The 12,254-nt window shown below is 61.1% G+C and carries 9 protein-coding genes; 7 read left to right on the top strand and 2 right to left on the bottom strand.

Translation table 11 applies throughout. The features are described 5' to 3' along the window. From AB9L16_RS12530 to AB9L16_RS12500, 7 genes are all read left to right on the top strand, one after another. Complete coding sequence (locus AB9L16_RS12530) at window positions 1–999, top strand: acyl-CoA dehydrogenase (RefSeq protein WP_150635384.1); 999 nt, start codon at window positions 1–3, stop codon at window positions 997–999. Further along, entirely contained in the window at window positions 996–1,754 is a 759-nt protein-coding gene (locus AB9L16_RS12525) for a PIG-L deacetylase family protein (protein ID WP_150635385.1), read from the top strand. Before AB9L16_RS12530 ends, AB9L16_RS12525 begins: the two co-directional genes overlap by 4 nt. After that, window positions 1,751–2,350 carry an SAM-dependent methyltransferase gene (locus tag AB9L16_RS12520; protein WP_056785814.1) on the top strand — a complete coding sequence of 200 codons (600 nt, stop codon included), beginning with the start codon at window positions 1,751–1,753 and terminating at the stop codon, window positions 2,348–2,350. The genes AB9L16_RS12525 and AB9L16_RS12520 overlap by 4 nt, the downstream gene beginning before the upstream one ends. Next, window positions 2,347–3,006, top strand: a complete 660-nt coding sequence (locus AB9L16_RS12515) for a glycosyltransferase family 2 protein (protein ID WP_041480987.1) — start codon at window positions 2,347–2,349, stop codon at window positions 3,004–3,006. Before AB9L16_RS12520 ends, AB9L16_RS12515 begins: the two co-directional genes overlap by 4 nt. Window positions 3,007–3,184: 178 nt before the next feature. Next, complete coding sequence (locus AB9L16_RS12510; RefSeq protein ID WP_375123672.1) at window positions 3,185–3,943, top strand: PIG-L deacetylase family protein; 759 nt, start codon at window positions 3,185–3,187, stop codon at window positions 3,941–3,943. Window positions 3,944–4,157: 214 nt separating this feature from the next. Further along, a complete protein-coding gene (locus AB9L16_RS12505) occupies window positions 4,158–4,940 on the top strand; it encodes an endonuclease/exonuclease/phosphatase family protein (protein ID WP_056786852.1) in 783 nt (260 codons plus the stop codon). 379 nt (window positions 4,941–5,319) lie between these two features. Beyond that, window positions 5,320–6,372, top strand: coding sequence for an autotransporter outer membrane beta-barrel domain-containing protein (locus AB9L16_RS12500; RefSeq protein WP_375123671.1), 1,053 nt, complete (start codon window positions 5,320–5,322; stop codon window positions 6,370–6,372). Window positions 6,373–6,501: 129 nt separating this feature from the next. Here the strand turns inward: AB9L16_RS12500 and glgB are convergent, their stop codons facing one another. Together glgB and treS are read right to left on the bottom strand one after the other, a co-directional pair. Further along, complete coding sequence (gene glgB, locus AB9L16_RS12495; protein ID WP_095179941.1) at window positions 6,502–8,733, bottom strand: 1,4-alpha-glucan branching protein GlgB; 2,232 nt, start codon at window positions 8,731–8,733, stop codon at window positions 6,502–6,504. Between the two features lie 2 nt (window positions 8,734–8,735). Then, window positions 8,736–12,077: a maltose alpha-D-glucosyltransferase gene (treS, locus tag AB9L16_RS12490; protein ID WP_375123670.1), complete on the bottom strand. Its 3,342-nt coding sequence runs from the start codon at window positions 12,075–12,077 to the stop codon at window positions 8,736–8,738. Between the last annotated feature and the right edge of the window lie 177 nt (window positions 12,078–12,254).

The following is a 12,254-nucleotide window of genomic DNA, read 5'->3' as shown; positions in this document are numbered from 1 at the left end:
ATGGACTTTCAACATTATCTGGCCCGCCGTCCGCCAGATTACGCCGACACCAATGCCCTCGGCCGTTGCCTGCGAGCAATGGTAGAGGCCGGCCTTGACCGCTTGCCGTTGCCCGGCAGCGGTCACACGCTGGAGCGCTTCCAGCGTCTATCGGAGGTGGGCGGACACGATCTTGGGCTGTGCAAACTCTATGAAGGCCACACGGATGCGCTGGCGATCATCGAGCAATTGGGCGGTACGCCAACCCCAGGCAGCACGTGGGGCATGTGGGCCGCCGAACCGCCGCAGGCACGGGTGAAAGTCACGCCGTCCGGGCATATGGTGATGCTGAACGGGCGCAAGGCCTGGTGCTCTGGCGCTGCGGTGCTCAGCCACGCCTTGCTCACTGCGTGGGACGCTGATGATCAGCAGCAATTGGTTGCAGTCGCACTCGATCAACCTGGCGTGACCATCACCGATCAGGGCTGGCAAGCCGTGGGCATGGCGGCCACCGGCAGCGTCGAAGTGCTGTTTGAAAACGCCGAAGCGCAGGCCATTGGCAACCCCGGTGATTACCTGCAACGGCCGGGGTTCTGGCAGGGCGGGATCGGTATCGCGGCTTGCTGGTACGGCGCTTCACGGCGGATTGCCGAAGGGCTGCGTCAGCATTGCGCGCAACGCGATGAACCGCACGCCCTCGCCCATCTCGGTGCGACTGACACAGCACTGCAAGCAGCGGCCGACGTGTTGCGCTTCAGCGCGTTGCAAATCGATGCGCAGCCTGAGGCTGACGCTGAACTGCTGGCCCGTCGCGCCCGCGCGGTGGTCGAACAGTCTGCCGAACAGGTCATGCGTGAAGTCGGGCGGGCGCTGGGTGCCGGGCCGTTTTGTCAGGATCGGCATTTTGCGCGACTGAGTGCCGACTTGCCGGTGTTTCTGCGCCAGAGTCACGCCGAGCGCGACCTTGCTGCGCTGGGCCAGCGGATTGCCGGTCAATCCTGCGAGGTCTGGGCGTTATGAAGGACAACCCGATCGTCGGCCAGGGCACTTCACTGCAGCAATGGCAGGGTTCGCGGCGTCTGGCCGAACTGCCCGCCATCGACGTTCTTGACCTGGTACCGCTGGGTTCGCGGGCGGTGATCATCGCGCCGCATCCGGATGACGAAGTGCTCGGTTGCGGCGGCATCATGCAGTTGCTGGCGGCAGCCGGACGGCCGTTGCAATTGATCTCGGTTACCGATGGCAGCGCCAGTCACCCCGGCTCGCAACGCTGGACGGTCGAACGCTTGAGCGTGGTGCGACCGCAGGAATCCGCCGAAGCTCTGCGCCGCCTCGGCTTGCCGATGCACAGCCTGAAATGGCTGCGCGGCGGGTTTACCGACACCCAAGTGGCGGCTCAGGAAACCGGGTTGAGCGAATTCATCGCCGGTTATCTGCACGCCAATGATGTGGTTTTCACTACCTGGCGCCAGGACGGCCACAGCGATCATGAGGCCGTCGGCCGCGCCAGTGTCGAGGCGGCGCGACGCGTCGGTGCGACCTGCCATGAACTTCCGGTCTGGACCTGGCACTGGGCAACCCCGGAAGACGCCTCGGTGCCATGGGAACGCGCGCGCAAGATTCTTCTGTCACCCACGCACATCGCGCGCAAACGCCACGCGGCCCACGCGTTCGCCAGCCAGCTGGAAGGCGACCGCGACGTCGGGCTCGGGCCGGTGCTCGCTCCCTATGTGCTTGATCGTTTGCTGCAACCTTTTGAAGTGGTGTTCCTGTGAGCGTCGATGACCGCTATTTCGACGGCCTGTTCGCTGGCAACGACGATCCATGGGCGTTCCGCCAGCGCTGGTACGAGCAGCGCAAACGCGCGATCACCCTCGCCGCCCTGCCGCGTCCGCGCTACAGGTCGGTGTTCGAACCGGGTTGCGCCAACGGCGAACTGAGTGCAGAACTGGCTCCGCGCTGCGACCGCCTGTTGTGCTGCGACACGGCGAGCGCGGCAGTGAAGCTGGCGCGTACGCGCTTGAGCGTGTTCGAGCATGCCGAAGTCCGTCAGGGACGCCTCCCGGCTGACTGGCCGGAGGAAAAATTCGACCTGATTGTATTCAGCGAAATCGGCTACTACCTCGACGAAAAAGATCTGACAGAAATGATCCGCCGGATCAGTGAGTCACTGACGGCCGACGGACAATTGCTGGCCTGCCACTGGCGCCCGCCGATCGAGGGCTGCCCGTTGAATGCACGTCAGGTCCACGATCAGATCCACGATCAATTGGCTTTGCCGCGTCTGGTGCTGCATCAGGAAGCGGATTTCATTCTCGAACTGTGGAGCCGCGAGCCACGCTCGGTGGCGGCACTGGAGGGCTTGCGTTGATCGGTATCGTGATTCCTGCACACAACGAAGAAGCGCTGCTCGATGAATGCCTGCGCGCCGCCCTGCGGGCCAGCCAGCATGCACAACTGGGCGGCGAGCCGGTGGAAATCCTGGTGGTGCTCGACAGTTGCAGCGACGCCTCGGCGCAGATCGTCAGCGCTTATCCGGTGCTGAGCCTGCAGATCGACGCACGCAACGTCGGCGAAGCCCGAGCCGCCGGTGCGCGACTGCTGCTCGAGCGCGGTGCCCGCTGGATCGCCTGCACCGACGCCGACAGCCGCGTCGCCGATGACTGGCTGGCGGCGCAACTGGGACTGGAGGCGGACGCAGTGTGCGGCACGGTGACCGTCGAGCACTGGCACGAATCGATCGATGAAGCGGCGCAGATTCGCTATCACCGCCATTATCAGGCCCGCGATGGCCATCGGCACATTCACGGCGCCAATCTCGGTGTCAGCGCCGAGGCTTATCGCCTGGCCGGCGGTTTCAAACCGCTGACCTGTGACGAGGACGTGCAACTGGTGCGTGCGCTGGAGCGCAGCGGTGCGAATATCGCCTGGAGTCATCGCCCGCAAGTGCACACCAGCGCCCGTCTCGACAGTCGGGCCAAGGGCGGATTCGGTGACTTTCTGCGCAATCTGGCACAGCTGGAATAAAAAAATACGGATCAGATTGATCTGTGACGCGACGAATCGGCTGTCTTGAGCAATACTCTGCTTCGCAGTAATCCAAGGGTTGGAGCACTGCACCGTTGCTATTCATTTGCCTTCACGGGCCGCGATCAGCGTTGGCTGTTCACGACTGAGGGCGAGATACCACAAGGACGTCGCACTCATGAAATCGTCATTGATCAACGAACACGGCCTGCCAGCACAGATCTGGAACAGCGCGCCGCAACTCGACAATATTCCCGTCATCAACACCCACAGCCTGGTTCCCGCCGGCGCCCGCGCCGTGGTCATCGCCCCGCATCCGGGCGATGAAGTGGTCACTTGTGGCGGTTTGCTGCAATTGCTCTCCAGCCTTGGCCATCCCCTGCAATTGCTCTCGATTACCGACGGCAGCGCCAGCCACCCCGGCTCGCGGCAATGGTCGGAACAACGCCTGAGTGTATTCCGCCCGCAGGAAAGCGTCGAAGCCCTGCGCCGCCTCGGCCTGCCCATGCACAGCCTGAAGTGGGTGCGCGGCGGCTTTACCGACAACGCACTGAGTGATCAGCAAAGCCAGCTCACCGAGTTCATCGGCCGTTATCTGCGACCGGGCGACGTAGTGTTCAGTACCTGGCGCAAGGATGGCCCGCCGGATCATGAAGTGGTCGGCCGCGCCAGTTTCGACGCGGCGCAAAAGGCCGGGGCGACCTATCACGATGTGCCGGTGTGGGCCTGGCACTGGCCGGAGCGCGAGCAGCGCATGATTCCCTGGGAACGCGCGCGCAAGCTGCGTCTCGACACCTGGACCGTAGCGCGCAAGAGCCACGCGACCCACGCTTACGCCAGCCAGCTCAAGGGCGAACCGGCCATCGGCATCGCCCCGCTGCTGCCCCCGGTGCTGCTGGAGCGGATGCGCTTGCCGTATGAAATCGTCTTTGTCTAAGCACCACAGATCCCTCTGACACCGTGAAATCCTGTGGGAGCTGGCTTGCCAGCGATAGCGGTGTATCAGGCAGTAGAGATACTGCTGATTTGGCCCCATCGCTGGCAAGCCAGCTCCCACAGAGTCCTGTGTACGATCAAACATTTCTGTAAGGAACTGCCACCCCCTCAAACCAGTCGCATGAACAGGCATGGCCCAAATCAGAGGAGTGAACGTGTCCAGCGATCCCAAGCGTCAAGTGGTCGACGCGCCAGTCATTCATCGCCTGCGGGTACTCACGGTCAACACCCACAAGGGCTTCACCGCGCTGAATCGGCGGTTCGTTCTCCCGGAGCTGCGCGAAGCGATGCGCAGTACTTCGGCCGATCTGGTGTTTCTGCAGGAAGTGGTGGGTGAACACGAACGCCATTCGAGTCGCTACAACGACTGGCCGCAGACCTCGCAATACGAATTCCTCGCCGACAGTATGTGGAGCGATTTTGCCTACGGCCGCAACGCCGTTTACCCCGACGGCCACCACGGCAACGCGCTGCTGTCGAAATACCCGATCCGCGAATACCGCAACCTCGACGTGTCGATCACCGGGCCTGAACGTCGCGGGCTGTTGCACTGCATTCTTGATGTGCCCGGGCATGCCGAGGTGCACGCGATCTGTGTGCATTTGAGTCTGCTGGAGAGCCATCGGCAATTGCAGTTGCAGCTGCTTTGCCAGTTGCTTGAATCACTGCCCGACGATGCGCCGGTGATCATTGCCGGTGATTTCAATGACTGGCAGTTGCAGGGCAACGCCGCCCTCGCCCGTCGCGACTATTTGCACGAAGCTTTTGAACGTCATCATGGGCGCCCGGCGAAAACCTATCCGGCGCGTTTTCCGCTGTTGCGCCTGGACCGGATTTACCTGCGCAATGCCAGCAGCCACGATCCAAGGATTCTCGGCAACAAGCCGTGGACGCATTTGTCGGATCATCTTCCCTTGGCGGTTGAAGTGCACCTCTAGCTGCATTTTTGACAGCCATCTAATGACAGGTCGTTCCGGCAATTACCGCTCGGAAGGACCTTTCGTCGGCGGCAAAAAACCGTCAGATGCACCCTTCGCAAGCGTTTTTCCATGCAAACAAGCACTTAGTTATGTGCAGAAAAACAAACGCTTGCGATTGCTGATTTAAGCGCGCCATTCATCGTGCATTTTCTTGACGCGCGAGCATCGCTCTTCTTATCTCTACCTTACTACCCCCGGAATCACTACTGGGGCTGACCTTCCGGCACTCGCGAAATCGAGCAGCCGCGGTTCGCCCCGCTCTATTCGGTCGCCCCTCGTTCGGGGTAGGAGAGACGCCAAACTCGAGATGACGCATGCGCTTGCAAGGTAGACCTCCATGAAAACTTCACTGACCCCACATGAATTGAAAATCACCTTTTGCACAGTGTCAGGTTCGCTGTTGCTGTGCTCGTCCATGGAGGCGCATGCGGAATTTTCGGCGGATGAACGCGCGTGGTATCGCGCCGATGTCCCTGTGATGACCTTGCCAGTGACCGTGATAACGCCCGGACCGCTGCCATTGAGTCAGCAGAGTTCGCGCCTGATCACCGAAGATCTTGCCCCGTCTGCCTGGGACGAGCTCTACGGCAAAAGCGCCCGGCGCGCGCAGACGGATGCATTGTCCTCCGGTTACGCGATGCCTGGCGGCGAGTTCAAAGGCCCGGCGGTGGTCACGTTGAAAAGCAGCAGTGGTGCCACCCAGACCCTTGGTCTGATCGGCGGCGATAATCAGATTCAGATGAATGCCGGTGGTGCGCTGACCCGACGCGCCCTCGCCGACCGCAACACTGACAGCCTCAACCTGCAAGGCCAGAGCCTTGGCGCCTATTACAGCCTGGTCGGTGCGCAGGGCTGGCACGTCGACCTGTCGGCCAGTGGCGGTCGGGTCAGCGGTTTCAGTCGGAGCCCACAAGGCAATCGGCAAGCCACCGAAGGCAACGCGATGACCTTTTCCGTTGAAGGCGGTTATCCGATCGGCTTGAGTGACAACTGGGTGGTCGAACCACAGGCGCAACTGATCAACCAGCGCATCAGCCTCGACGCGCCTTATGCAGGCTCGGGCAACGCCTCGTCGACCGACCTGACCGCGTGGAGTGGCCGTGTCGGTGCGCGATTGAAAGGCAGTTATGACTTGAACGGGTTGCCTGTTGAACCCTACGTGCGCACCAACCTTTGGCACACGGTGTACACCGGCAGCACGGTGACCCTCGATCAGGTCGACAAGATCAGCAGCAGCCGCAAGTCTTCAACAGTGGAATTGGGCTTGGGACTGGTGGCGCGGGTCACACCGGCGGTAAGCCTGTACATGAGCGCCGATTACAGCAGCGATGTGGATGACAATGATCTGAACGGCATTATCGGCAGCCTTGGAGTGCGGATGCGTTGGTAATCTGCTGATCAGTGAAAAACCCTGTGGGAGCTGGCTTGCCAGCGATGGCGGAGTGTCAGTCAACAAAGATGCTGAATGTGACGGCCTCATCGCGGGCAAGCCCGCTCCCACAGTTTTACTGTACCTGGATCAGCCCTGCGGCTTGAGAATCAACACCGCCAATGGTGGCAGGTTCAGTTCCAGCGACAACGACTGACCATGGCTTGGCACTTCTTCGGTCAACGCTCCGCCGCCATTGCCATAGTTGGAGCCGGCATAAATGTCGGCGTCACTGTTGAACAGCTCGGTCCAGCGCCCGGCAAACGGCACGCCGACCCGATACGCCTGGCGCGGTACCGGGGTGAAGTTGGCAACCACCAGCACTGGCGAGCCATCCTTGCTCCAGCGCAACCACGCGTAAACGCTGTTGATCGCATCGTCGCCAATCAACCACTGGAAGCCCTGCGGCGCATCGTCCTGGTCGTGCAGCGCCGGCTCTTCGCGATACAGCCGGTTGAGATCGCCAACCAGTTTCTGCACGCCCTTGTGCTCGGAATACTGCAGCAGGTACCAGTCCAGCTGCTGATCGTGGTTCCACTCGCGCCATTGGCCGAACTCGCAGCCCATGAACAAAAGCTTTTTGCCCGGATGCGTCCACATGAAGCTCAGATAGGCGCGCAGATTGGCAAACTTCTGCCAGCGATCGCCAGGCATCTTGTCGATCAACGAGTGCTTGCCGTGCACCACTTCGTCGTGGGAAATCGGCAGGATGAATCGTTCCGACCAAGCGTAGACCAGACCAAAGCTCAACTCGTTGTGGTGATGGGCGCGGTACACCGGATCCTGCTGGATGTAATGCAGCGAATCGTGCATCCAGCCCATGTTCCATTTGTAGGCAAACCCGAGACCGCCCTGCTGGGTGCTCTGACTGACGCCGGGCCAGGCGGTGGACTCTTCGGCAATCACCAGCGCACCCGGCGCTTCCAGCTCAACCACGTCGTTCAAATGCCGCAGGAAGTCGATGGCCTCCAGGTTCTCCCGACCGCCGTGGCGATTCGGCACCCATTCGCCCGCCTTGCGCGAATAGTCGCGGTACAGCATCGAAGCCACCGCATCGACACGCAGGCCGTCGATATGGAAGTGTTTCAGCCAGTGCAGCGCCGAGGCCAGCATGTAACCGTGCACTTCGGTGCGACCAAGGTTGTAGATCAGCGTGTCCCAATCCTGATGGAAGCCTTCCAGCGGGTTGCCGTACTCGTACAGCGCGGTGCCGTCGAACTGGGCCAGGCCGTGGGTATCGGTGGGGAAATGCGCCGGCACCCAATCAAGAATCACCCCGATGTCGGCCTGGTGACAGGCGTTGACGAACTCGGCGAACTGATCCGGCGAGCCATAACGCGCACTCGGGGCGAATTGCGAAAGCAACTGATAGCCCCAGGAACCGCCGAACGGGTGCTCCATGATCGGCATCAGTTCGATGTGCGTGAAACCCAGCTCTTTGACATAAGGAATCAGGCGCTCGGCCAGTTCCGGCCAGGTGTACTGGCGCGCGACCTCGCCGAGATCATCCAGCTCGCACTGCCAGGAACCGGCGTGCAACTCGTAGATCGACAGAGGTTTGGAGCGCTGCTGGCGATCCTGACGGGAATTCATCCAGTCGTGATCCTGCCAGTCGATCTGCAGGGGCGAGGCAACTTTCGAAGCGGTGTCCGGCGGCAGGCTGGTGGCCAGTGCCATCGGGTCGGCCTTGAGCGGCAGAATGCCGTGGGCACCAAGAATTTCGTACTTGTACAACTCCCCCGCTTGCAGGCGCGGGATGAACAGTTCCCATACACCGGACGGATGACGCAGCCGCATGGGATGGCGACGCCCGTCCCAGACGTTGAAATCGCCGACCACCGATACACGGCGGGCATTCGGTGCCCACACGGCAAAGCGCACACCGTCCACGCCATCAACGGTCTTCAGCTGCGCACCGAGGCAGGCGCTGAGGTCGCGGTGGTTACCCTCGGCGAACAGGTACAAATCCATCTCGCCGAGCAACTGGCCGAAGCTGTAAGGGTCTTCGGCAACCTGCTCGCCACCGGCCCAGCGTGTGCGCAACAGATACGGTCGCGCCTGATCGAAATGGCCGACAAATAGCCCCGGCGTTTCGGTCATCTCCAGCGGGCCAAGCTCTTCGCCGCTGTCCTTGTCCAGCACTGCCACACTCAGCGCACCTGGCAAATAGGCGCGGATGAACTGCCCGCCGGCGCCATCGCCGTGCGGGCCGAGAATGGAAAACGGGTCCTGATGTTCAGCGCGCACCAAAGCATCGATGTCGCGCGCCGAGGGTAACAATGCTTCCTTTACCACACCCTGTTCCTTGTTCGAGAAACTCATGACTACTCTCCACCAAGATCGGAAAAGGGTTTAAGCCCTGTCAATAATCCATACAAGCCGTGCAATGGCACGGGCAGCCACGTTGGGCGGTTTTCTGCCTCGTAAGCCACTTCATAAGCGGCTTTTTCCAGGCCGAACAACGCCAGCGCGGCGTCGGCACCCTCGGGATCCTGCCAGGCATGCTCAAGACTAGCTGCTGCCTCGCGGTATGCCTGGACAAATGCCTCGCGTGCCTCACGCAGATAACGCTCGGCGACCCGTTTGCGCGCCGCTTCGGCTTCGACGCTGTTATCAACGTTATGCACATTGATGGTCATCGCCGCTGCGTAATCGAACGAACGCAGTACGCCGCTGACGTCCTTGTACGGGCTGTGTTTACCGCGACGCTCGCTCAATGGCCGCGCCGGTTCGCCCTCGAAGTCGATCAAGTAGGCGTCGCCCTTGATCACCAGCACCTGGCCCAAATGCAAGTCGCCATGCACCCGAATGCGCAAGCCGCCGGTGGCTTTCTTCGCCAGATCCTGCACATGGGCAAGAATGGTTTTCTTCTCGTCGAGCAGACGCTTGACCAGTTTCTGATCCGCCGCATTCAACTCGCCTTGATGCTGTTTGAGCAGTTTCAAGGCGTGTTCGACCTGGGCGGTGACATCCTTGCCCGTCGCGGACATGTCCTTGCTCGACGACACTTGCGGCGCGAAGTCGGCATTGTCGGTTGGCGCAGCGAGCACCTGATGCATCTCGCCCAGACGCTGACCAAGCATGCCGGCGAAGTCTCTCAGCTCGCCGAGGGCGTTGTAATGCTGCTCCTGCTCGGACATGGCGTCGGCCAGTTCATCGCGCAGCGCCCGTTCGAGGTTGTTCTGCGTCCATTCCCATGCGTCGCCCTGATTGCTCAGATAGCCTTGGGCGATCATCAGCAAGTTGTCTTCGCCTTGCGCGTCGCGGCGAATCACCGAACCAAGCAGTGGAGAGATATTGGCAAACCCGGCCTCGGTCAGGTAAGCGCTCATCTCCAGTTCCGGGTGTACGCCAGAAGCGACTTTGCGTATCAGCTTAAGCACCAGACTGTTGCCGATTACCACTGAACTGTTCGATTGCTCGGCCGACAGGTAGCGCACATCCGACTCGGCGCCGAGGCCGAGTTTTTCCAGATGATCTGTCTGTTCGAAGCGGATTTCGCCTTCGATCGACTCCAGTACGGTGTTGTTCTGCATGCCTTGCAGAACGGCGCGGACGAAGGTTTCCAAGGTGAACGCATCGGTGATCAGGCCGACCTGACGCACACGGCGTACACGCGAAAGCGCCAATTGCTGCGGCAATGGCGGGCCGACATGGTCTTCGCCAATGAAGCCGAACGGCAGCTGATAACGGTTGGTCTGGCCGCCACTGGTGACTTCGATTTCGCTGAGCAGCACCGGATGCTGGGCATCACCGAAACGCACGCCGTAAGCCAGATTGACCTTCTCGATCGCCGCATCCTTGCCGGCAAACCAGCGACGGTTCTGCAGCCAGCTCGGCAGGATGCTTTGCTCCAGCGTCGTCCGCGATGGCACTTCGAGCAGTTCTTCCATGCGTTTTTTCAGCACCAGCGTGGTGAAATCCGGCAGGCTCTGCGCCGGTTCGACGTGCCAGCTCGGCATCTGGTTTTCTGCCGCCAGTGCAAACCAATAGAAACCGTACGGCGCCAGGGTCAGGAGGAAATTCAACTGACCGATCGGCGGGAACGCGTTACCACCGAGCATTTCCACCGGCACCATGCCGACATACGCCGACAGGTCTAGCTCGACCGCTTGCGCACTGCGCGAGACGTTGGCCACGCACAGAATGATTTCGTGCTTGCCGTCGGCATCGGTGTATTCGCGGGTATAAGCCAGCACGCGACGGTTGGCCGGCGAGAGCATTTTCAACGTGCCACGGCCGAACGCTTTCGATTGCTTGCGCACGGCCAGCAGACGGCGCGTCCAGTTCAACAGCGAGTGCGGATCGCCGGACTGGGTTTCGACGTTGACCGACTGATAGCCATACTGCGGGTCCATGATCGGCGGCAGTACCAGACTGGCCGGATCGGCGCGGGAGAAACCGCCGTTGCGGTCGATCGACCACTGCATCGGTGTACGCACGCCATCGCGATCGCCGAGGTAGATGTTGTCGCCCATACCGATTTCGTCGCCGTAGTACAGCGTCGGCGTGCCGGGCATCGACAGCAGCAGACTGTTGAGCAGTTCGATGCGGCGACGATCGCGTTCCATCAACGGTGCGAGACGACGACGGATACCGAGGTTGATCCGCGCGCGACGGTCAGCCGCGTAGTAGTTCCACAGGTAATCGCGCTCACGGTCGGTGACCATTTCCAGGGTCAGTTCATCGTGGTTGCGCAGGAAAATTGCCCACTGGCAATTCGCCGGAATTTCCGGGGTCTGCCGGAGAATGTCGGTAATCGGGAAGCGATCTTCCTGCGCGAGCGCCATGTACATGCGCGGCATCAGCGGGAAGTGGAAGGCCATGTGGCATTCGTCACCATTGACGCCAGCAGCGTCGGTGTCACCGAAATACAGCTGGGTGTCTTCCGGCCACTGATTGGCCTCGGCCAGCAGCATGCGGTCGGGATAGTTGGCGTCGATCTCGGCACGGATCTGCTTGAGGACGTCGTGGGTCTCGGGCAGGTTTTCGTTGTTGGTGCCGTCGCGCTCGATCAGGTACGGAATCGCGTCGAGGCGCAGGCCGTCGATGCCCATGTCGAGCCAGTAACGCATCACCGACAACACGGCTTTCATCACTTGCGGGTTGTCGAAGTTCAGATCCGGCTGGTGCGAGTAGAAGCGGTGCCAGAAGTATTGGCCAGCGACCGGATCCCAGGTCCAGTTGGACTTTTCGGTGTCGAGAAAGATGATTCGCGTGCCGTCGTATTTCTGATCGTCATCGGACCACACGTAGAAATCCCGCGCCGCTGAACCCGGCTTGGCTTTACGCGCACGCTGGAACCACGGGTGCTGGTCGGAGGTGTGGTTGATGACCAGCTCGGTGATCACCCGCAGCCCGCGCTTGTGCGCTTCGGCAATGAAGCGCTTGGCATCGGCCATGGTCCCGTAGTCGCTGTGCACACCACGATATTCGGCGATGTCGTAACCGTCGTCGCGACGTGGCGAGGGATAGAACGGCAGCAGCCAGATGGTATTGACGCCGAGGTCGGCAATGTAATCGAGTTTGGCGATAAGCCCGGGAAAGTCGCCGATCCCGTCATTGTTGGAGTCGAAAAACGATTTGACGTGAACCTGATAGATCACCGCGTCCTTGTACCAGAGCGGGTCTTTGATGAAGGCGGCTGCCTTGGGTTTCTTCGCCATGTGGAACTCCTGAAAAATTCTCTGATACACCGAGGAGCTAGCATTGGTGAGCCCCTGTGGCGAGGGGATTTATCCCCGTTCGGCTGCGCAGCAGTCGCAAATTGTTAACGCGGTGCAGCTTGAAAACAGGGGCCGCTGCGCGCCCCAACGGGGATAAATCCCCTCGCCACGGAGGCG

This window comes from Pseudomonas sp. LW8 (assembly GCF_041956865.1).
In the GTDB taxonomy this organism is placed as follows: Bacteria; Pseudomonadota; Gammaproteobacteria; order Pseudomonadales; family Pseudomonadaceae; genus Aquipseudomonas; species Aquipseudomonas siliginis.
This window is presented reverse-complemented; position numbering and strand designations above follow the sequence as displayed.